22 protein-coding genes are annotated in these 19268 nt (G+C 63.8%); 11 read left to right on the top strand and 11 right to left on the bottom strand.

Going from position 1 to position 19268, the window contains the following annotated elements:
• Window positions 1-83 precede the first annotated feature (83 nt).
• Window positions 84-830: a signal peptidase I gene (lepB, locus tag ACP2YP_RS25860; protein WP_426419097.1), complete on the top strand. Its 747-nt coding sequence runs from the start codon at window positions 84-86 to the stop codon at window positions 828-830.
• A gap of 126 nt (window positions 831-956) precedes the next feature.
• On the opposite strand, the gene groL is transcribed toward lepB, so the two are convergent.
• Window positions 957-2597 carry a chaperonin GroEL gene (groL, locus tag ACP2YP_RS25855; RefSeq protein WP_426419096.1) on the bottom strand — a complete coding sequence of 547 codons (1641 nt, stop codon included), beginning with the start codon at window positions 2595-2597 and terminating at the stop codon, window positions 957-959.
• A 46-nt stretch (window positions 2598-2643) separates the two neighbouring features.
• Window positions 2644-2958: a co-chaperone GroES gene (locus ACP2YP_RS25850; protein WP_008139213.1), complete on the bottom strand. Its 315-nt coding sequence runs from the start codon at window positions 2956-2958 to the stop codon at window positions 2644-2646.
• Window positions 2959-3335: 377 nt separating this feature from the next.
• Between ACP2YP_RS25850 and ACP2YP_RS25845 the strand changes: the two genes are divergently transcribed.
• Window positions 3336-3623 carry an usg protein gene (locus ACP2YP_RS25845; RefSeq protein WP_426419095.1) on the top strand — a complete coding sequence of 96 codons (288 nt, stop codon included), beginning with the start codon at window positions 3336-3338 and terminating at the stop codon, window positions 3621-3623.
• Window positions 3624-3787: 164 nt separating this feature from the next.
• Complete coding sequence (locus ACP2YP_RS25840) at window positions 3788-4333, top strand: cupin domain-containing protein (protein ID WP_426419094.1); 546 nt, start codon at window positions 3788-3790, stop codon at window positions 4331-4333.
• Between the two features lie 110 nt (window positions 4334-4443).
• On the opposite strand, the gene ACP2YP_RS25835 is transcribed toward ACP2YP_RS25840, so the two are convergent.
• Window positions 4444-5694, bottom strand: coding sequence for a NupC/NupG family nucleoside CNT transporter (locus ACP2YP_RS25835; protein ID WP_426419093.1), 1251 nt, complete (start codon window positions 5692-5694; stop codon window positions 4444-4446).
• Window positions 5695-5744: 50 nt separating this feature from the next.
• Window positions 5745-6641, bottom strand: coding sequence for a LysR family transcriptional regulator (locus tag ACP2YP_RS25830; RefSeq protein WP_426419092.1), 897 nt, complete (start codon window positions 6639-6641; stop codon window positions 5745-5747).
• A gap of 274 nt (window positions 6642-6915) precedes the next feature.
• Between ACP2YP_RS25830 and ACP2YP_RS25825 the strand changes: the two genes are divergently transcribed.
• The 3 genes from ACP2YP_RS25825 to ACP2YP_RS25815 are packed head-to-tail and all read left to right on the top strand — an operon-like array spanning window position 6916 to window position 8477.
• Entirely contained in the window at window positions 6916-7650 is a 735-nt protein-coding gene (locus ACP2YP_RS25825) for an SDR family NAD(P)-dependent oxidoreductase (protein WP_426419091.1), read from the top strand.
• 41 nt (window positions 7651-7691) lie between these two features.
• A complete protein-coding gene (locus ACP2YP_RS25820) occupies window positions 7692-8291 on the top strand; it encodes an NADPH-dependent F420 reductase (RefSeq protein WP_426419090.1) in 600 nt (199 codons plus the stop codon).
• A 12-nt stretch (window positions 8292-8303) separates the two neighbouring features.
• Window positions 8304-8477 (top strand): hypothetical protein, encoded by a 174-nt coding sequence (locus ACP2YP_RS25815; RefSeq protein ID WP_426426475.1) that lies wholly within the window; start codon window positions 8304-8306, stop codon window positions 8475-8477.
• Window positions 8478-8631: 154 nt separating this feature from the next.
• Here ACP2YP_RS25815 and ACP2YP_RS25810 read toward each other — a convergent pair whose 3' ends face one another.
• From ACP2YP_RS25810 to ACP2YP_RS25790, 5 genes are all read right to left on the bottom strand, one after another.
• Complete coding sequence (locus ACP2YP_RS25810; RefSeq protein WP_200473413.1) at window positions 8632-9390, bottom strand: SDR family oxidoreductase; 759 nt, start codon at window positions 9388-9390, stop codon at window positions 8632-8634.
• A 25-nt stretch (window positions 9391-9415) separates the two neighbouring features.
• Window positions 9416-10174 (bottom strand): peptidase, encoded by a 759-nt coding sequence (locus ACP2YP_RS25805; RefSeq protein ID WP_426419089.1) that lies wholly within the window; start codon window positions 10172-10174, stop codon window positions 9416-9418.
• 105 nt (window positions 10175-10279) lie between these two features.
• Window positions 10280-11128, bottom strand: coding sequence for a transglutaminase family protein (locus ACP2YP_RS25800; RefSeq protein ID WP_426419088.1), 849 nt, complete (start codon window positions 11126-11128; stop codon window positions 10280-10282).
• A gap of 108 nt (window positions 11129-11236) precedes the next feature.
• Window positions 11237-12181 (bottom strand): alpha-E domain-containing protein, encoded by a 945-nt coding sequence (locus ACP2YP_RS25795; protein ID WP_027535663.1) that lies wholly within the window; start codon window positions 12179-12181, stop codon window positions 11237-11239.
• Between the two features lie 4 nt (window positions 12182-12185).
• The gene (locus ACP2YP_RS25790) at window positions 12186-13604 is read right to left on the bottom strand and encodes a circularly permuted type 2 ATP-grasp protein (protein ID WP_426419087.1); all 1419 of its coding nucleotides are present in this window, start codon (window positions 13602-13604) and stop codon (window positions 12186-12188) included.
• Between the two features lie 276 nt (window positions 13605-13880).
• Here ACP2YP_RS25790 and ACP2YP_RS25785 point away from each other — a divergent pair, with 276 nt between their 5' ends.
• From ACP2YP_RS25785 to ACP2YP_RS25775, 3 genes are all read left to right on the top strand, one after another.
• A complete protein-coding gene (locus ACP2YP_RS25785) occupies window positions 13881-14618 on the top strand; it encodes a competence/damage-inducible protein A (RefSeq protein ID WP_426419086.1) in 738 nt (245 codons plus the stop codon).
• Between the two features lie 335 nt (window positions 14619-14953).
• Window positions 14954-15481 carry a xanthine phosphoribosyltransferase gene (gpt, locus tag ACP2YP_RS25780; RefSeq protein ID WP_426419085.1) on the top strand — a complete coding sequence of 176 codons (528 nt, stop codon included), beginning with the start codon at window positions 14954-14956 and terminating at the stop codon, window positions 15479-15481.
• A gap of 160 nt (window positions 15482-15641) precedes the next feature.
• Window positions 15642-16259, top strand: a complete 618-nt coding sequence (locus ACP2YP_RS25775; protein ID WP_426419084.1) for a hypothetical protein — start codon at window positions 15642-15644, stop codon at window positions 16257-16259.
• Here ACP2YP_RS25775 and ACP2YP_RS25770 read toward each other — a convergent pair.
• Both ACP2YP_RS25770 and ACP2YP_RS25765 read right to left on the bottom strand, forming a co-directional pair.
• Window positions 16256-16489, bottom strand: a complete 234-nt coding sequence (locus ACP2YP_RS25770; RefSeq protein WP_426426273.1) for a hypothetical protein — start codon at window positions 16487-16489, stop codon at window positions 16256-16258. The genes ACP2YP_RS25775 and ACP2YP_RS25770 overlap by 4 nt on opposite strands.
• A complete protein-coding gene (locus ACP2YP_RS25765; RefSeq protein WP_426419083.1) occupies window positions 16489-17511 on the bottom strand; it encodes a methionine synthase in 1023 nt (340 codons plus the stop codon). The genes ACP2YP_RS25770 and ACP2YP_RS25765 overlap by 1 nt, the downstream gene beginning before the upstream one ends.
• Before the next feature lie 102 nt (window positions 17512-17613).
• Between ACP2YP_RS25765 and ACP2YP_RS25760 the strand changes: the two genes are divergently transcribed.
• Both ACP2YP_RS25760 and ACP2YP_RS25755 read left to right on the top strand, forming a co-directional pair.
• Complete coding sequence (locus ACP2YP_RS25760) at window positions 17614-18222, top strand: 2-hydroxychromene-2-carboxylate isomerase (RefSeq protein ID WP_426419082.1); 609 nt, start codon at window positions 17614-17616, stop codon at window positions 18220-18222.
• A complete protein-coding gene (locus tag ACP2YP_RS25755; protein ID WP_426419081.1) occupies window positions 18222-19199 on the top strand; it encodes an NADPH:quinone oxidoreductase family protein in 978 nt (325 codons plus the stop codon). Before ACP2YP_RS25760 ends, ACP2YP_RS25755 begins: the two co-directional genes overlap by 1 nt.
• Window positions 19200-19268 lie beyond the last annotated feature (69 nt).

Raw genomic sequence — 19268 nt, 5'->3', positions numbered from 1 at the left:
ACCAAACCACAGAGCACACCGGGATTGCGCGCATCACCGCTTGCGCTAGTCTCTGGGCGCAACCTTGTTGGGCAAGACAGGCGATGACCGCTCTTGAGAACACCATCCCGCCGAAGGCCAGATCGAGCGAATGGAAGGCGATCGTCATCCTGATCCTGCTCGTGCCTGTGCTGTGGTCGCCACCCTTTCTGTTTCGCATCTTCCTGTATCAGCCGTTCAACATCCCGTCCGGCTCGATGATGCCGACGCTGGCGGTTGGCGACTACGTCTTCGCCGCAAAATATGCCTACGGCTACGGCCGCTATTCGTTTCCCTTCGCGCCGTCATTCATCTCGGGGCGTTTCCAGGCCGCTGATCCCGCCTATGGCGACGTCGTCGTATTCCGGTCGCCGAAGGACACTTCTCTCGACTATGTGAAGCGGGTGGTCGGACTGCCCGGCGATCGCATCCAGATGCGACAGGGGCAGCTCTTCCTCAACGACAAGCCGGTGACGCGCGCCGCCCTGAAGGAAGTGTCCGCCGGCTCCGCCTGCGGCGGCGAGGTCGGCGCAAAGGTCAAGCGCTGGCGCGAGACGATGCCGAGCGGCGCGAGCTACATCACCTACGACTGCGTCGACAACGGTTTTGTCGACAACACCGACGTCTACATCGTGCCCCCAGGCCATTTCTTCGCGCTCGGCGACAACCGCGACAATTCGACCGACAGCCGCTTCAAGTCGGTGATGGGCTTCGTCCCGATGGACAATCTCGTCGGCAAGGTGACGCGGATCTTCTGGTCGCTCGATTCCAGAGGCGAGCTGCGCCCGGAGCGGATGGGGAAGGTGGGGTAGCCGTCATTCCGGGGCGGCGAGTAGCGCGCCAGTGAACGACGGGTGGAGAGAGCGCTGCCACCCAAACAAAAACCCCGGCATTGCTGCCGGGGTTTCGCATTTCGTCGTTTGCTTGAAGGCCGGACCTTAGAAGTCCATGCCGCCCATGCCGCCGCCCGGGGGCATCGCGGGACCGGCGCCGCCCTTCTTGGGCAGCTCGGCGACCATGGCTTCCGTGGTGATCAGCAGGGCCGCAACCGAGGCTGCGTTCTGGATCGCGGTACGGACCACCTTGGTCGGGTCGATGATGCCCTTGGTGACGAGGTTGCCGTACTCGCCGGTCTGGGAGTCGAAGCCGTAAGCGTAGGTCTTGTTCTCCAGGATCTTGCCGACGATCACCGAGCCGTCTTCACCGGCGTTGATCGCGATCTGGCGAGCGGGCGCGGAGAGCGCCTTGCGCACGATCTCGACGCCGGTCTTCTGGTCGTCGTTCTTGGTGCGCAGGCCCTTGAGCTGCTCGGAGGCACGGAGCAGGGCGACGCCGCCGCCCGGGACGATGCCTTCCTCGACCGCTGCGCGGGTCGCATGCATCGCGTCATCAACGCGATCCTTGCGCTCCTTCACCTCGACCTCGGTCGCGCCGCCGACGCGGATCACCGCGACGCCGCCAGCGAGCTTGGCGAGACGCTCCTGGAGCTTCTCACGGTCGTAGTCCGAGGTGGTTTCCTCGATCTGCGCCTTGATCTGGGCCACGCGCGCCTCGATGTCGGCCTTCTTGCCGGCGCCGTTGACGATCGTGGTGTTCTCCTTGTCGATCATCACCTTCTTGGCGCGACCGAGCATGTTGAGCGTGACGTTCTCGAGCTTGATGCCGAGATCTTCCGAGATCGCCTGGCCGCCGGTCAGGATCGCGATGTCCTGCAGCATGGCCTTGCGGCGATCGCCGAAGCCCGGAGCCTTGACGGCCGCGACCTTCAGACCACCGCGCAGACGGTTCACAACGAGCGTGGCCAAAGCCTCGCCTTCGACGTCCTCGGCGACGATGACCAGCGGCTTGCCGGTCTGCACCACGGCCTCGAGCAGCGGGAGCAGCTCGTTCAGCGAGGAGAGCTTCTTCTCGTTGATCAGGATGTAGGCGTCGTCCATCTCAACGCGCATCTTGTCGGCGTTGGTGACGAAGTAGGGCGAGATGTAGCCGCGGTCGAACTGCATGCCCTCGACGACGTCGAGCTCGGTCTCGAGCGACTTGGCTTCCTCGACGGTGATGACACCCTCGTTGCCGACCTTCTTCATGGCGTCGGAGAGGAACTTGCCGATTTCGGCATCGCCGTTGGCCGAGATGGTGCCGACCTGGGCGATCTCGTCGTTCGAGGTGACCTTCTTGGAGTTCTTCTGGAGGTCCGCAACGACGGCTTCGACCGCGAGGTCGATACCGCGCTTGAGGTCCATCGGGTTCATGCCGGCGGCGACCGACTTGGCGCCTTCCTTCACGATCGCGGCCGCGAGCACGGTGGCGGTGGTGGTGCCGTCGCCGGCCGCGTCAGCGGACTTGGAGGCGACTTCGCGCACCATCTGTGCGCCCATGTTCTCGAACTTGTCCTCGAGCTCGATCTCCTTGGCGACGGTGACGCCGTCCTTGGTGATGCGGGGAGCGCCGAACGACTTGTCGAGCACGACGTTGCGGCCCTTCGGACCGAGCGTGACCTTCACCGCGTTGGCGAGGATGTCGACGCCGCGCAGCATCTTGTCGCGCGCCTCAACCGAGAATTTGACTTCTTTGGCTGCCATCTGGATTTTTTCCTTGAGGTGTTTGACTGGAGGGAAAGAGGGGCTGTTAGGCCGCCTTCTTCTTGGAAGCGGGGACGTCGAGGACGCCCATGATGTCGCTTTCCTTCATGATCAGCAGATCGACGTTGTCGATCTTGACTTCAGTGCCGGACCACTTGCCGAACAGCACGCGGTCGCCGACCTTGAGGTCGATCGGGATCAGCTTGCCGGCCTCGTCGCGGCCACCCGGGCCGACGGCGACGACTTCACCCTGGGAGGGCTTTTCCTTGGCAGTGTCGGGGATGATGATGCCGCCGGCGGTCTTCTCTTCTGCGTCGATGCGCTTGACCACGACGCGGTCGTGAAGCGGACGGAATTTCATGCAGCTCTCCTAAGCATTTGCACGAGTTGATGATTTTTTGGTCTTTAGCAATCTGTGCCAGCGAGTGCTAGCACAGGCGGAGCTGAAATAGGACAGGAATTTTGCGGGGGCAAGGGCTTCTAGCAGAAAAATCAGCACTCTGAAGGACCGCCTGCCAAAATCTCCTTACCATCGTTAACCGGATGGCCGAGCCGTATTAGCAGGGAGCCGTCTCTGCTGCTAAAGCATTGAATTTCAACAGCTTGTTAAACTTTTGGGCTTGAGATGGGTTGTCAGTTTGCGTCACATTTCTCTCATGTGAGCGCATCTCTACCGGGTGGCTCCCGGGGCACGGATCAAGCCACCCCCTGAATGCGCTCCTGCAAAGGAGGTTTGGCATGGGACTTCGCGTTGGGGGCGTTTCCGAGGATTTCCGGAAACAAATGCTGGGCTACGGGCTGACGACGGCACAAATTCTCTACCGGATGCCGGATCATCCCTCGCTGCTTCAGACCTACGTCTGGCAGAACTACGACATGTTTCCGAAATTCCCGGCCCTGACCGACTTCCTGGCATTCTGGGAGGAGAAGCTGGACGGTCCGCTGCATTCGGTGACGGTGACGCATTCCAAACTGATCAAGCCGGCCGAGTTGCGCGCCGTGGACGGCGTGTTCCGGCTGCATTGACGAGAACACCGGTCTCGTAGGGTGGGCAAAGGCGCGCTCGCGCGCGCCGTGCCCACCATCCTTCCGCGATCGCATCGACCATGGTGGGCACGCTTCGCTTTGCCCACCCTACGATTCCTCGTTTCTGTGCTAGCCTCCGCCCATAACAACAGGGGAGGCGGCCCATGGCCAAGAAAACAGGCAAGACAACAAAATCGCGTAGCGCAACCCAGACCGCGGCGAAGAAGCGGAGCGGCGCCAAGTCCGCCGCGCGCTCCTCTGCACGCAAGGCGGTGAAGGCGCGCGCGACGCCAGCCAAATCATCGGTCAAGAAACCCGCGCGCCCAAAACAGCGCATCGCCATCAGCCATCACCGCGAGGAAGATTTCAAAGCCGACGGCCTGCGCGCCTACGCAAAATACCGCGACCTCGGCATCGCCGCTGCCAGCCACGGTCTCGCGCAAGCCCACGTTATTCGCCTGCAAGGCCCCTGCGATCCCGCCGAGGTCTCAAAGCTGCATTTCCACGACGTCGACTTCCAGATGGTCTACGTGCTCAAGGGCTGGGTGAAGACCTACATGGACGGGCAGGGCGAGACCTTGATGAAAGAAGGCAGCGCCTGGACCCAGCCGCCGAAGATCAAGCACATGATTTTGGATTATTCAGATGACGTCGAACTGCTGGAAGTGATCCTGCCGGCGGAGTTCAAGACGGTGGAGTTGAAGGCGTAGGTCTCGCGGCATCGTCATTGCGAGGAGCGAAGCGACGAAGCAATCCAGACTATCTCCGCAGACGCATTTCTGGATTGCTTCGCTTCGCTCGCAATGACGGGTAGAGAGAGCTAGCTCAACACTCCCACCACCGCCCCCATCAGACACGTCGTCAGCGTCCCCGACACGATCGACTTCAGCCCCAGCGCGTTGATTTCGTCGCGCCGCTCCGGCGCCATGACGCCGAGGCCGCCGATCATGATGCCGAGACTGGCGAAATTGGCGAAGCCGCACATCGCGTAGAGCATGATCAGGCGCGAGCGCGGATCGAGCGTGTCGGGCGGCAGCTTTGACAAATCGACATAGGCGATCAGCTCGTTGAGCACGGTCTTCGTGCCCATCAGGCTGCCGGCGGTCACCGCCTTGTCCCATGGCAATCCCATCAGCCAGCACACGGGCGCCATCACCAGCCCCAGCAGCCGTTGCAGCGAGATCGCTGCGCCGCCGATGCTCGGCAACAGGCCGAGGGTGGCGTTGACGAGGTAGACCAGCGCCACCAGCACCAGCAGCATCGCGACGATGTTGATCAGCAGCTCGATCCCCGCGCCCGTGCCTTTCACGATCGCGTCCATCGTGCCGGAGACTTTCATCTCCGGATCCTCAAGCGAGCCGCCGGTGCGCTTGTCGGATGTCTCGGGGACCATGATCAGGCTGACGAGGATCGCAGCCGGCGCGCCCAGCACCGACGCAATGACGAAATGCGCGGCCGCGTCGGGGATGAGGGGCGCCAACAGCGTCGCATAGAGCACCAGCACGGTGCCGGCGATGCCGGCCATGCCGCCGGTCATCACCAGAAACAATTCGCTGCGGCTCATCTGCGCCAGATACGGCCGCACGAACAGCGGCGCCTCGACCATGCCGAGGAAGATGTTGGCCGCGGTCGAGAGCCCGACCGCGCCGCCGACGCCGAGCGTGCGTTCGAGCAGCCAGGCCATGCCGCGCACGATCGGCGGCAGCACGCGCCAATAAAACAGCAGCGTCGTCAGCACGCTCATCACCAGCACGATTGGCAACGCCTGGAACGCCAGGACGAAATCGGCGCCCGGCGCCTTCAGGTCGAAGGGCAGGGGACCGCCGCCGACATAGCCGAACACGAAGGAGGAGCCGGCGCGCGAGGCCGCGGAGATCGCGCCGACCGCGTCATTGATGGCGCCGAAGGCATGCGCGACGACGGGCACCTTCAAGAGCACGATCGCGGTGACGAAGGTCACGACAAGGCCGATCGACGCCTGGCGCACGGAGACCGCGCGGCGATTCTCCGCGAGCGCGAAGGCGATCAGCAGCAATGCGAAAACGCCGAGTGTCGATTGCAGCCGCAGCATGATGTCCCCAAACCCCACTCGATTGTTCTGAAGCATGATAACGCATTGCGTCAGTCGCGCGATATGGACAGCCCCGCGAGAAGCGGAGCGTACGCGGCGAGCCTGCGGGATACGAACTCAGTGAAGAGCCGCACGCGCTTCGTCTTGCGGGACTCCCCCTGTGTGAGTAGCCAGAGCGTTCCGTACATGTGCAGGTCGGTGCCCGGCACCCTCACCAGCAGGGGGTCGGCATCTCCGACGAAGCACGGCAGCGTCGTGATCCCGAGCCCTTGCCGTACAGCAACAATCTGCGCCCCGGCGTCCGAGGTTCTGAATGGAACCCCCGTGGTGCGAACCTCACCCTCGCTGGCCCAATCCGGAATTCCATGAATGCTTATGACGATCCACCGGATGGGATCAGGCGCGCCCGCACGCCACGCGGCCAGTCGATCGCGGGACATGTAGACGCCGCCGAACAGCTCCGGTCCCTTCAGGCCGTGAAGATTGAGCGGCAGGGTTTTGCGGTCGTAGACGACGCGGATCGCGACGTCGGCCTGTCGGTTGGTCAGATTTGCCAGCTCGCCGGACGACAAGATGTCCATCTCGATGTCCGGATGCAGACGCGCGAAATCGGCGAAGTCCGGCATCAGCAAGTGTGTCGCGAGGGGCGGTGCCAGCGTCACCCGCAGAAGCCCGCGCACGCTCTGGTCGCGCCCGAAGACGCGCGTCTCCAGCAGGTGCGACGACGCTTCCATCTGGTCCGCGAACTCGAGGACCTCCTCGCCCGCAGCCGTCAGGCGGTAGCCCGAAGGCAGCTTTTCGAACATGTGCACACCGAGGCGTTCCTCGAGCTGGGCGATGCGTCGCAGCACGGTCGAGTGGTTCACGCCGAGGCGCTCGGCGGCAGCCCGCACCGAGCCTCCGCGCGCGACGGCAAGAAAGTAGCGAACGTCATCCCAGTCGATCATGGTGCAATCCGGCACCGCGCGGTGCGCCTTCCAAAGCCCGTATCGAGCACATCGAACAGTAATATGGCGGTCATTGTGGCCTATGTCGACGACTGTGGCCCCGTTCCGGACGGCGGACACCGATCGTCGCGGCTGAGATCAGTCGTCCAGCCGGATCGATTTCGCACCACCGATGTGCGCGCTTCCGCACTCAACGCCTGACGCCGGCGGACCCATCTCCAGGTTCTCGGGGGCCTCCCCGAGCGACCAAAGGCGGAGCCTGAAAGGAGAAGTTATGGGAAAGTTGGACGGTAAGGTTGCAGTCGTCACGGGTGGATCGAGCGGCATGGCGCTGGCGAGCGCCAAGCGGTTCGTTGAAGAAGGCGCTTATGTCTTCATCACGGGCCGGAAGCAGGAGGCGCTCGACGCCGCCGTCAAGCTGATTGGCCGGAACGTGACCGGCGTGCGCGGCGACGCGGCCAATCTCGACGACCTCGACCGTCTGTTCGACACGGTCAAGCGGGAAAAGGGAGGGATCGACGTGCTGTACGCGAGCGCCGGCACGGGCGAAGCCGTCCCACTGGGCGAGATTACCGAGCAGCATTTTGATGCGACCTTCGGCCTGAATGCGCGCGGCACGCTGTTCACGGTGCAAAAGGCGTTGCCGCTGTTTAGCGATGGCGGATCGATCTTCATGACCGGGTCAGTTGCTTCGGTGAAAGGTTTTCCTGGTTACAGCGTGTATGCGGCGAGCAAGGCGGCGTTGCACGCATTCGCACGCGGGTGGCTCAACGAACTGAAGGGCAGGAATATCCGGGTGAACGTGCTGCACCCGGGGCCGATCGCCACACCGATGCAGGACCAGGTTCTCACCGAGGAGGCGAAGCGGATGTTCGAATCCCTGATCCCGCGCGGAAAGATGGGTCGTCCTGAGGAAATTGCGGCAGTCGCGCTGTTTCTTGCTTCAGACGATTCGAGCTTCGTGAATGGGGTGGAGTTGTCTGTCGACGGCGGCTTCTCGGCCATCTGAAAGGCCGGGGAATCAATATCAACGCGGATCGGAGAAATGTTATGAGCTATGCAATTGTAGGATTCGGTAAGATAGGCCAGGCCCTCGCCCGCGCCTTCGCCCGTAAGAGCATCGACGTGACCGTCGCGAGCCGAAGGCCACCCGAGGCATTGGCGCCGCAGGCTCGGTCGATTGGACCCACGGTCGTCGCCAAGTCGCTGCAAGATGCGCTCGAGGCCGACACAATCATCCTGGCGGTCCCGTTCGGGGAGCATCGCGAGGTTGCGAAGGCCCTGTCGAGCTGGAAAGGCAAGACGGTCATCGACGCGATGAACGCGTTAGTTCCCCTTGAAGAGCTGGACGGTCTCCCGTCCTCCGCCTTCGCCGCGAAGGCGTTCACCGGCGCCAAGTTCGTGAAAGGTTTCAATCACCTGATTGCAGCGACCCTGGCTGCCGATCCGATCGTCGAAGGCGGCCACCGGGTCGTCTTTCTGTCTGGTGACGACGAGGACGCGACCGCTCCTGTGGCGGCCTTGGCCAAACAACTCGGGTTCGCACCCGTCAAGCTGGGAAAGCTCAACGAGGGTGGCGCGCTGGTGCACGCACGCGGCCGCGTTTGGGGCCAGCTCATCTTCCAGGATTTGTTCAAGAAAGAGCAGTAATCGATGCCGGGAATGTTGCTGGCAGTCTCGCTGTTGACAAGCAGGCCGAAGCGGCGATGCCAGACGAGCCAGGCATTGTTCGGCGCCATGCCCGCCGCGGTGCTCGGCGGCGTCTGCACGGTTGCTGTCGCGCTGTTGTGGATGAAGCTCTTCCCGAGCCTGCGGCAGGTGGAGAGCCTGGAATAGGGGAAGGTCTCGTGTCCCGGACGCGGTGCGGCACGAAGTGACGCGCCGCAGAGCCGGGACCCAGAAGGCCACGAACGAAATCGCGAAGGCATGGGCCCCGGCTCAGCAGCGCGTCATTGCATGCCGCACTGCGTCCGGGGCACGAGAGCGGCGACTAGCCGCGACCCACGAACGGCATCTTGGTGGCCATCACCGTCATGGTCAGCACGTTGGCGTCGAGCGGCAGCCCGGCCATGTAGGCGACGGCATCGCCGACCGCCTTCGCATCCATGCGCGGCTCGTGCTTGGTGGTGCCGTCTGGCTGCAGCACGCCGGGACCGTTGACCATGCGGTCGGTCATGGGCGTCGCGGCATTGCCGATGTCGACCTGGCCGACCGCGATGTCGTACATGCGGCCGTCGAGATTGGAGGCCTTGGTGAGGCCGGTGATGGCGTGCTTGGTCGAGGTGTAGGCTGCCGAGAACGGCCGCGGCGCATGCGCGGAGATCGAGCCGTTGTTGATGATGCGGCCGCCGCGCGGGCTCTGGTCCTTCATGATGCGGAAGGCGTGCTGGGTGCACAGGAACGGGCCGGTGAGGTTGGTGTTCACCACCGCCTGCCACTGCTCGAGGCTGAGGTCCTCGAAGTTGACGGCGGGCGCGCCCATGCCGGCGTTGTTGAACAGCACGTCGAGCCGGCCGTAGGTTGCCTTCACCTTGTCGAACAGCGCGGCGATCTGCTCCGGTTTGGTCATGTCGGCGGTGACGCACAGGCTCTTGCCTGCGGGGCCGAGCTTCGCGGTCTCCTCGAGCATGTCGAGCCGGCGCCCGACCAGCACCACGGTGAAGCCGGTGTTCATCAGCGCCAGCGACGCGGCGCGCCCGACACCGGTGCCCGCACCCGTCACCACTGCGATCTTTTTTGCTTCACTCATCGTTTCCTGCCTTTTTCTTCAGTTGTCAGGTTTTGGGTTCTTTTTCGTTCTTGTAGGGCGGACGCGGAATATTCTGATGCGCCGCGCGCAGCGCCGCCGACCAGCGCGAGCGCAGATCGTGGAAATAGGGCTCGCCTGCCTCGATGCGATGGTTGAGATCGGCGTCGCAGGCATCCGCGCGCACCACCAGCACGTCGATGGGAAGACCAACGCCGAGGTTCGAGCGCATCGTCGAATCCATCGAGATCAGCCCGGTCTTCAGCGCCTCGTAGAGCTCGACGTCGTAATGCATGGCGCGGTCGAGCACTGGCTTGCCGTATTTGTGCTCGCCGATCTGCAGGTACGGCGTGTCGGTGGTGCACTCGATGAAATTGCCGGCGGTGTAGACCATGAACAGGCGCATGCGCGCGCCCTTGATCTGGCCGCCGAACAGGAAGGAGACGTCGAAGGACACGTCCTCGGATTTCAGCGCCGGCCCTTCGGTCGCGTGCACGGCCCGGATCGCCCGGCCGATGCGCTGGGCGGCCTGGAACATGGTCGGCGCGTTCATCAGCGTCTCGATCTCGCCCGTGTCGGGGTCTTCGAGGCCCTCGGTCAGAGTGGAGAGCACCGATTGGCTGATGGCGAGATTGCCGGCGCTGGCGATCGCCATGATGCGGTCGCCGGGGTTTGCGAAGATGTGCAGCTTGCGGAAGGTCGAGACGTTGTCGAGGCCGGCATTGGTGCGGGTGTCGGCGATCATGACGAGCCCGTCCCGAACCAGGATTCCGCAGCAATAGGTCATTTCCAGTCCCCGAACGCGTTTGCGCGGAATTACTAGCCAATTTCAAGGGGCTGGTCCAACCCCAATTCCCGGGGCGACGACGTCATTCCAGGGCAGGTCAAGAAACTAGCTCTGCCGCTGTGATTGCGATTGGGACTGCCCGCCGCGGCCGGCCTGCTCGACCTTGACCGCGACCGTCAGCGTCTCCGCGCCGCCGCCATAGCGGGTGCCGCGCACCGGTGCGGCGCCGAGATAGTCGAGCCCGATCGCGACGCGGACATGGGCATCGGTGGTGCAGATGCTGTTGGCGGGATCGAAGCCGACCCAGCCGAGGCCATCGACGTAAGCTTCCGCCCAGGCGTGGCCGGCGTCCTGATGCACGGTTCCGTCGGAGCGCAGGAAGTGTCCGGACACGAAGCGCGCCGGCACGCCGCCAGTGCGGGCGCAGGCGATGAAGATATGCGCATAGTCCTGACAGACGCCGCGCTTGAGCGTGAACGCCTCGGCCGCCGACGTGCCGCTGTTGGTCGGATCTTCGTCGAACGTCATGTGGTCGCTGATTTGCGACATCAGCGTGTGCAGGAAGCCGAGCGTGTCGGTCTCGGCCTCGCTGCGCAACTGGCGCGCGACCGCTGCCATCGCTGGATTGACAGTCGTGAGATCGGTGGTGCGCAGAAACATGTCGGCGGGAAAGCGCTCGTCGGCGCCGCGCAGCACACCGCCGGTATCGTGGGTCTCGATCAGCCCTTCGGCAGTGATCTTGATGTCGCCGACGGGCCCACAGGACAGCACATGGGTGACATTGCCGAAGGCGTCCTCATGGATGTCGAGCTTGGTGTCGGTCGAGACGTCGATCTGCCATTCCGCAACATATTGCCCGTCATGGCTGCACGGCGTCATGCGCAGGATCTGGATCACGCTCGTCGCCGCCGGCTCGTAGCGATAGGTCGTGGTGTGCTGGATTCGCAGGCGCATGGTGGACCGCTATTTTTAGGTGGTCATTCCGGGGCGATGCGTCAGCATCGAACCCGGAATCTCGAGATTCCGGGTCTGGTCCTTCGGACCATCCCGGAATGACGGAAGTCAGATCAAATACTGCTTCGTGATGATTTCGCCCAGCCTGGAATTGTCCGCGATGAATTCCTGAATGAATTCATGCACGCCATGCTGGAAAATGTCGTTCATGTTGCTGTGTTCCAGCCGGTTGCGGATGCCGCGAGCGTGGCGCTGCGCCGGGCCCTGGCGGCCATAGGCGACGCCGATCTGGTCGAGGTTGCGCACGAGATTGTCGTAGCAGCTCGCAAGCGAGCGGGGCAGCGTGCCGTTGAGGATGAGCAGATCCGCGACCAGCCAAGGCTTCAGCGTCTCGCGGTAGACCCAGTGATAGGCCGTCAGCGCGGAGACCGATCGCAGGATCGAGCTCCACTGATAGAAATCGAGCGGACCGCCGACGTGCTCCTCTTCGGGCAGCAGCACGTGATACTTGACGTCGAGAATGCGTGCGGTGTTATCGGCGCGCTCCAGATGCAGGCCGAGGCGCGAGAACCAGTAGGCGTCGTTGCGCAGCATGGTCCGGTAGGCCGAGCCGTCGAAGCGCAGCGAGGTCTCCTGCACGAAGCGCAGGAATTTCGCGAGGTCCTCGCGTGTGGAGGTGCCCTTGCTCCAGACCGCCTGAAGCTCGATCCAGGCCGAGTTGATGGTGTCCCACATCTCGCTGGTCAGCGCGGTGCGCACCGAGCGCGAGTTCAGCCGCGCCGCCTCGATGCAGTTCCTGATCGAGGACGGGTTATCGGCCGAGAACGAGAGGTAGTCGACGACGTTGTGCTCGTTGGCTTCTTCGTGGGTCTGATAGAAGCTTTCCGCGACGCCGGCGGTGAGCAACGCGGAGTCCCACTCGTTGGTCTTGCCGATATAGGCGGCGGGAAGCGCGGTGACGCGCAGGGTCGCATCGATGGTGCGGGCGAGATATTCGGCCCGTTCGACGTAGCGGGCGAGCCAATAGAGGTTTTCGGCGGTACGCGACAGCATCTCTCTACTCGTCCAAAATCCAGGTGTCTTTGGTGCCGCCGCCCTGGCTCGAATTCACCACGAGCGAGCCTTCCTTCAGCGCAACGCGCGTCAGCCCGCCCGGCACGATGGTCGTGCTCTTGCTGCCGGTGAGCACGAAGGGCCGCAGGTCGACGTGGCGCGGGGCGAGGCCGGAGGTCGTGCAGGTCGGGCAGGTCGAGAGCGCCAGCGTCGGCTGGGCGATAAAGCCTTCCGGCTCGCGCTTCAGCTTCTCGCGGAAGGCTTCGATCGTTGCTTTCGTCGCGGCAGGGCCGATCAGCATGCCGTAGCCGCCGGAGCCGTGCACTTCCTTCACGACGAGATCGCCGAGGTGGTCGAGCACGTAAGCGAGATCCTTCGGCTCGCGGCAGCGCCAGGTCTGAACGTTCTTCAGGATCGGCTCCTCGCCGAGGTAGAATTTCACGATCTCCGGCATGTAGGAATAGATCGCCTTGTCGTCGGCGATGCCGGTGCCGACGGCGTTGGCGAGGGTGATGTTGCCGGCGGCATAAGCCGACATCAGCCCGGGCACGCCGAGCGCCGAGTCGGGCCGGAAGGTGAGGGGATCCAGGAAGTCGTCGTCGACGCGGCGGTAGATCACGTCGACCCGTTTCACCCCTTCCGTCGTCCGCATGAAGACTTCGTTGTTCTTGACGATGAGGTCGCGGCCTTCAACGAGCTCAATGCCGAGCTTGTCGGCGAGGAAGGAGTGCTCGTAATAGGCCGAATTGTAGACGCCCGGCGTGAGCAAGGCGACCGTCGGCTCGCCGGACGCGCTATGCGGCGCGACCGAGCGTAGCGCCGAGAGCAGCTCGTCCGGATAGCGCTCGACCGGCGCCACCCTGTGGCGGGCGAACAGGTCTGGAAACAGCCGCATCATGATCTCGCGGTTTTCCAGCATGTAGGACACGCCTGAGGGCGTGCGGGCGTTGTCCTCCAGCACGATGAAGTCCTCGGCATCGACCCTGATGATGTCGATGCCGGCGATGTGCACGTAGACGTCGTGCGGCACCTGCTGGCCGTTCATCTCGGGGCGGAAGACCGGGTTCTGGAAGATCAGGTCGTCGGGCACGATCTCGGCGCGGAGGATGTCGCGGCCGTGATAGATGTCGCGCAGGAACATGTTGAGCGCGCGCACGCGCTGCTTCAGGCCCTTCTCCAGCAGCGCCCATTCCTTGCCGGACATGATCCGCGGGATCACGTCGAACGGGATCAGGCGCTCGGTGGACTCGGAGTCCCCATAGACCGCGAAGGTGATGCCGATGCGGCGGAACAGGAGTTCGGCCTCCTGGCGGCGATATTCGAGCGCCTCGGGAGGCGTCTCCTTGAGCCAGCGCGCCAGCTCCTGATAGGCGGGGCGAAGGTCCCCACCCGGAATATTCATTTCATCAAACGCGACTGCCATAGATCCCGACTTGTCTCCGCAAGGCGTTGCGCCATTTGACAGGTCGCGAGGCCTTGGTGAGACCGCAACGTCCTGGCCATGCGGCAAGAGTGCATGACTTTGAGGAGGTAGCAAGGGCCGGGCCAGCGCGATAAGCATGGAGAGAGGGCATTTGCCTGATATGGCCGGCGGCGTGCCTGAAAAAATGGCTGAGCACTGCTTATTTCGGCAGCAAAACCGCGTGACTTCAACGCGTTACCTCGGCAAAGTCGGGACCAGAGGTGAGGGACTTAAGGCATGAGCGAGATCGTCACGGCAGGCATTCTGGTCATCGGGGATGAAATCCTGTCCGGCCGGACCAAGGACAAGAATATTGGCTTCATCGCCGAATATTTGACCAATATCGGTATCGACCTGAAGGAAGTCCGGGTCGTTTCCGACGATGAGGACGACATCATCGCCGCGTTGAATGCACTGCGGAATCGCTACGCCTACGTCTTCACCACCGGCGGCATCGGGCCGACCCATGACGACATCACCGCCGACAGCGTCGCCAAGGCGTTTGGCGTCGGCATCGACCACCACCCCGAGGTCGTCGCGCGTTTCCGCGAGCGCTGGAGCGAGCAGGACCTCAACGAGGCCCGCCTGCGCATGGCCCGCATCCCCGACGGTGCCGAGCTGATCCAGAGCGCGACCATCCTCGCCCCCGGCTTCAAGATCGGCAACGTCATCGTGATGGCCGGCGTGCCCTCGATCATGCAGGCGATGATGGACATCGTCTCGCCCAAGCTGAAATCCGGCGTGCGCATGCTCTCCGAATCGGTCCGCGCCAATGCGCGGGAAGGCGACATCGGCGGCCCGCTGCGGGTGATCGCCGCCGAGCACCCCGACACCATCATCGGCAGCTATCCCTTCATGGACGAGGAGCAAAGGCCGAACACCAATCTGGTGGTGCGTTCGCGCGATGCGGATAAGCTCGCATCCGCGATGGCGGCGGTGAAGGAAATGCTGGCGGGATTGAACATCACCCGGTAGTTCGCGTCCAGCATTCGCTGAGTCCTCATGACGCTGAGCAGGCAAACAAATGATCTGGCTACGAAGAATACTCTTCCTGATAGCGATCGCCCCCTCATTGATCGTGGCTGGACTAGTCTGGGAGGCCTACGCGGGCGGCTGTTCGGCGTTTGATCTTGAGACGGGATGTCGCTCGGAGGTTCTCGTTGCTTTCTGGAGCCTCGCGCTCCACGTCTTGACCATTCCCATTCTGATAACTTGGCTAATCGTGTGGATATACCTCCGCATTGTTGAATACTACTCTGGCCGGCGAAACGATAAGATAGCTGCGGGACGATGATTGGCAGGAGAAAACGATGGGCGGTGAAGCACCGGAACTGAGCGCGCAGGAGCGGGCGGGCAGGCCCTTTCCGGTGTCGTGGGACCAGTTCCACCGGGACTGCCGCGCGCTGACCTGGCGGCTCAACGAGGTCGGTCCGTTCCACGCGGTGATCGCGATCACCCGCGGCGGCCTGGTGCCGGCTGCGATCGTGGCGCGCGAGCTGGGCGTGCGCGTGATCGATACGGTCTGCATCGCCAGCTACGACCACGACAAGCAGGGCGAGCTGCAGGTCCTGAAAGGTATTTCAGAATCGGCGATGAAGCTCGGCGGCGGCACCGGCAAGGGGCTGTTGATCGTCGACGACCTCGTCGACACCGGCAAGACCGGCAAGCTGGTGCGCGCGATGCTGCCCGACGCGCATTTCGCCACCGTCTACGCCAAGCCGAAGGGGCGCCCGCTGGTCGACACTTTCATCACGGAAGTCTCGCAGGACACCTGGATATTCTTCCCCTGGGACACCGCGCTCTCCTACTATCCGCCGCTCCGCGACGGCGCGGCGTGACCTTTCTTCACCTCGCCCCGCTTGCGGGGAGAGGTCGGATTGCGAAGCAATCCGGGTGAGGGGGACTCTCTGCGAGTCCAATTCTCACCGTGATCGTGGAAGCAGCCCCTCACCCCAACCCTCTCCCCGTAAGAACGGGGAGAGGGAGTGAACTCGCACCATGCCCCTGCAAAATCGCGTCACGCCGACCGGCGACATCATCGCCACCCCGCATCGCGGGATGTTCACCGGCAATCGCGGCATCATCCATGATCCCGCGACGAAGACGCTTCTGAAGAAGCGCTGGTCGTCGCCGGCCTGGCTCACCTGCACCTGCGAATTCCGCGGCCGCCGCCGCGAGGTGATGGCGCAGCGAAGCTGGACCGAGCTGTTCTTCCTCGACGAGGCCACTGCGCTCGCCGCCGGGCATCGCCCCTGCTTCTACTGCCGCCGTGACGATGCCAATCGCTTCCGCGCCGCATGGGAGAAAGGCAACCGCGTGCACGACGTCCGCATGCACGACATCGACACGGTGCTGCACCATGAGCGGCTCGACAACGGCAGGAAGCGGCTGCACGCGCTGGTGATGCCGCTCGATCAGTTGCCTGAGGGCGCGATGGTGCAGCGGGGCGAGGACAGCTTTCTGGTGACGCAGGGCAGGGCGTTGTTGTGGTCGCCGGCCGGTTATGTCGCGGTGGAGCATCCGCCGGACGAAGCGGCGTTGCTGACGCCACCGTCGACGCTACGCGCGATGAACGCTGGTTATCAGCCGGTGCTGCATCCGACCGCGTCGCCCTAGCGCAGCGGCTTGCCCTCTTCATCCACGGTCGTCCGCGCATCGCGCAAAGCCCATTCGCGGATCACTTGTCGGCAGCGGGTCAGCTCTGCTTCGCTCACAGCGTTCGCATCCTTCGACGCGCGCTCCACCATCGTCTTGCAGTTCAGTAGCACCGAGCGGTCCTCCGCCTGCGCCGGCAGCATGAGCGCTGCCAGCGCGACGACCGCGAGTGCCGGCCGAATCACCACCATCACCCCAGCTTCTCGCGAGCCAGCGCGGCGCCGGCGCCGAGTGCCATCAGCTTGGCTTCGGCGATCTCGCGCCGCATCGGGGCCATGCCGCAATTGGTGGTGGCGATGATGTTGCTCTTGGGCACGAATTTTGACACCGCGTCGATCACCTTGACGACGTCCTCGGCGGTCTCGACCGTATCGCTGGCGACGTCGATTGCGCCGGCCTGCACGATCTTGGTCTTGAGCAGCGCGAGCAGATCGAGCGGCACCTTGGAATTGCGGCACTCGATCGCGACCTGCTGGATCTGGCTCGCGTCGATCGCCGGGAAGATCTGTTCATACTGCCGCCATTGCGCGCCGAGCGTCTCCTTCCAGTCAGTGTTCGCCTTGATGCCGTAGCCGTAGCAGATGTGCACGGCGGTGGCGCAGGTGAGCCCTTGCGCGGCGCGCTCCAGCGCCTTGATGCCCCAGTCGTTGACCTCGTCCATGTAGACGTTGAAGGCGGGCTCGTCGAACTGCACGAGATCGACGCCGTCGGCCTGCAGCGCCTTGGCTTCCTCGTTCAAGAGCTCGGCGAAGGCGAACGCCATCTTGACGCGGTCGCCATAGTAGCGGTCGGCGATGGTGTCGATGATGGTCATCGGGCCGGGCAGGGTGAATTTCAGCTTCTTCCTGGTGTGCGTGCGCGCGATGCGTGCCTCGTCGGCATGGACGCGGCCCTTGAGCCGCAGCGGCGCGACCACTTGCGGCACCATCGCCTTGTAGCGATCTTTCCGGATGCCCATCTCGACCTTGTGGGCGAAGTCGATGCCTTCGATCTTCTCGAGAAAACCGTGCACGAAATGCTGCCGGGCCTGTTCGCCCTCGGTGACGATGTCGATCCCGGCGTCTTCCTGGACCTTCACCGCAAGCATCGTGGCGTCGCGCTTGGCGCGGAGGAGCTCGTCTCCTTGCGACTTCCAGGGCGCCCAGAGCATGTTGGGCTCGGCGAGCCATTCCGGCTTGGGCAAGGAGCCGGCGATCGTCGTTGGAAACAGCATGGCGGCCCTCCCGGCAGGTTCTGTTGCGCCCCCTTCTGCCATGTCCTAACGTCAGGGTACAGAACAACAAAAGCGGCGCTCTGGAGCGACAAAGGAAACGCCATGATCGAATTCTTCTTCGACTGTTCCAGTCCGTGGACCTATCTCGCCTTCCACAACATCCAGCCTCTGGCGAAGGAGCTCGGCGCCGAGATCATCTGGCGGCCGATCCTGGTCGGCGGCATCTTCAACACGGTCAATCCCAGCGTCTACGCGCAGCGGGAGAAGCCGGTGCCGCTGAAGGCGCGCTACATGAAGAAGGACCTGCAGGACTGGGCAAGCTCGGCGGGGCTCGCGATCAAGATGCCGCCGACGGTGTTTCCGGTGAACAGCGTCAAGGCGATGCGCGGCTGCATCTGGCTGGGCAAGGACATGGTGCCGTTCGCGACCGCACTGTTCGAAACCTATTGGGGCGGCGACAAGGACATCTCGCAGGACGCGGTGCTCGCCGAGATCTGCAAGAAGGTCGGCGTCGACGAGCAGAAGTTCTTCGCCGGTATCACCGAGCAGGGGATCAAGGACCAGCTCAAGACCAACACGGAAGAGGTCGTCGCCCGCGGCGGGTTCGGCTCGCCAACGATCTTCGTCAACAAGACCGACATGTACTTTGGCAATGACCGCCTGCCGCTGATCCGCGAGGCGTTGACGCGCAACAAGGCGAGCGCAGCCTGATGGTCCGGGCCGTCGTCTGCCGCGCGCTCGGCGCGCCCGAAACGCTGCTGTTGGAAGAGTTTCCGTCGCGCGCCCTGAAGCCGGGCGAGGTGCGCGTCGCGATCCACGCCGCCGGGCTGAATTTTCCGGACGTGCTGATGGCGGCCGGCGAATATCAGCTCAAGCCCGAGTTGCCGTTCACGCCCGGCATGGAAGCCGCAGGCGACGTGACCGAAGTCGGCGCAGAGGCGAAGGGCGTCGCCGTCGGCGACAAGGTCATCGTCAAGATGCGCCACGGTGCCTTCACCGACGAAGCCGTGGTGACGCCGTCGCAGCTCACGCCGATGCCCTCGGCCTTCGACTATGGGGAAGCGGCGACCTATCTCGCGGGCCACGGCACCGCCTATCACGCGCTGATCGATCGTGGCCGGGTCGAGCCGGGCGAGGTGCTGCTGGTGCATGGCGCCGGCGGCGGCGTCGGCCTCGCGGCGGTGCAGATCGGCAAGATGCTGGGGGCCACCGTGATCGCGACGGCCTCCAGCGACGAAAAGCTGGCGATTGCGAAATCGCGCGGCGCCGACCATCTCGTGCGCTACGATCGCGAGCCGTTTCGCGATGCCGTCAAGCGCATCACCGATGGGCGTGGCGCCGACGTGGTGTTCGATCCGGTCGGCGGCGAGGTCTTTGAGAATTCCATGCGCTGCATCGCCTGGGGCGCGCGGCTGCTCGTGATCGGTTTTACGGGTGGCATCGGTTCGGCCAAGACCAATCTGCTGCTGATCAAGGGCGCCAGCGTGCTCGGCGTGCGCGCCGGCGAAGCGGTGCGGAAAAATCCCGCGCTCGGTGAAGTGCGCCTGAAGGCGCTGCTGCAATGGGCGGAAGAGGGCAAGCTGCGTCCGAACATCTCGCACCGACTGCCGCTGGAGGATTACGCCAAGGCGATGCGATTGTTGCTCGACCGCAAGGCGATCGGGCGCGTGGCGCTGGTGATGGAGTGACGGTGCCGTAGGGTGGGCAAAGGCGCAAAGCGCCGTGCCCACCATCGATCAGCAACAGAAACAAGAACG

This window comes from Bradyrhizobium genosp. A, from assembly GCF_049949275.1.
Lineage (GTDB): Bacteria > Pseudomonadota > Alphaproteobacteria > Rhizobiales > Xanthobacteraceae > Bradyrhizobium.
Note: the sequence above shows the minus strand (reverse complement) of the source record. Positions and strands in the feature narration are given on the sequence as shown.

Coding starts and splice junctions, on each gene's coding strand:
- lepB (WP_426419097.1), top strand. CDS start 84: ATGACCGCTCTTGAGAACACCATCCCGCCGAAGGCCAGATCGAGCGAA.
- groL (WP_426419096.1), bottom strand. CDS start 2,597: ATGGCAGCCAAAGAAGTCAAATTCTCGGTTGAGGCGCGCGACAAGATG.
- ACP2YP_RS25850 (WP_008139213.1), bottom strand. CDS start 2,958: ATGAAATTCCGTCCGCTTCACGACCGCGTCGTGGTCAAGCGCATCGAC.
- ACP2YP_RS25845 (WP_426419095.1), top strand. CDS start 3,336: ATGGGACTTCGCGTTGGGGGCGTTTCCGAGGATTTCCGGAAACAAATG.
- ACP2YP_RS25840 (WP_426419094.1), top strand. CDS start 3,788: ATGGCCAAGAAAACAGGCAAGACAACAAAATCGCGTAGCGCAACCCAG.
- ACP2YP_RS25835 (WP_426419093.1), bottom strand. CDS start 5,694: ATGCTGCGGCTGCAATCGACACTCGGCGTTTTCGCATTGCTGCTGATC.
- ACP2YP_RS25830 (WP_426419092.1), bottom strand. CDS start 6,641: ATGATCGACTGGGATGACGTTCGCTACTTTCTTGCCGTCGCGCGCGGA.
- ACP2YP_RS25825 (WP_426419091.1), top strand. CDS start 6,916: ATGGGAAAGTTGGACGGTAAGGTTGCAGTCGTCACGGGTGGATCGAGC.
- ACP2YP_RS25820 (WP_426419090.1), top strand. CDS start 7,692: ATGAGCTATGCAATTGTAGGATTCGGTAAGATAGGCCAGGCCCTCGCC.
- ACP2YP_RS25815 (WP_426426475.1), top strand. CDS start 8,304: ATGTTGCTGGCAGTCTCGCTGTTGACAAGCAGGCCGAAGCGGCGATGC.
- ACP2YP_RS25810 (WP_200473413.1), bottom strand. CDS start 9,390: ATGAGTGAAGCAAAAAAGATCGCAGTGGTGACGGGTGCGGGCACCGGT.
- ACP2YP_RS25805 (WP_426419089.1), bottom strand. CDS start 10,174: ATGACCTATTGCTGCGGAATCCTGGTTCGGGACGGGCTCGTCATGATC.
- ACP2YP_RS25800 (WP_426419088.1), bottom strand. CDS start 11,128: ATGCGCCTGCGAATCCAGCACACCACGACCTATCGCTACGAGCCGGCG.
- ACP2YP_RS25795 (WP_027535663.1), bottom strand. CDS start 12,181: ATGCTGTCGCGTACCGCCGAAAACCTCTATTGGCTCGCCCGCTACGTC.
- ACP2YP_RS25790 (WP_426419087.1), bottom strand. CDS start 13,604: ATGGCAGTCGCGTTTGATGAAATGAATATTCCGGGTGGGGACCTTCGC.
- ACP2YP_RS25785 (WP_426419086.1), top strand. CDS start 13,881: ATGAGCGAGATCGTCACGGCAGGCATTCTGGTCATCGGGGATGAAATC.
- gpt (WP_426419085.1), top strand. CDS start 14,954: ATGGGCGGTGAAGCACCGGAACTGAGCGCGCAGGAGCGGGCGGGCAGG.
- ACP2YP_RS25775 (WP_426419084.1), top strand. CDS start 15,642: ATGCCCCTGCAAAATCGCGTCACGCCGACCGGCGACATCATCGCCACC.
- ACP2YP_RS25770 (WP_426426273.1), bottom strand. CDS start 16,489: ATGGTGGTGATTCGGCCGGCACTCGCGGTCGTCGCGCTGGCAGCGCTC.
- ACP2YP_RS25765 (WP_426419083.1), bottom strand. CDS start 17,511: ATGCTGTTTCCAACGACGATCGCCGGCTCCTTGCCCAAGCCGGAATGG.
- ACP2YP_RS25760 (WP_426419082.1), top strand. CDS start 17,614: ATGATCGAATTCTTCTTCGACTGTTCCAGTCCGTGGACCTATCTCGCC.
- ACP2YP_RS25755 (WP_426419081.1), top strand. CDS start 18,222: ATGGTCCGGGCCGTCGTCTGCCGCGCGCTCGGCGCGCCCGAAACGCTG.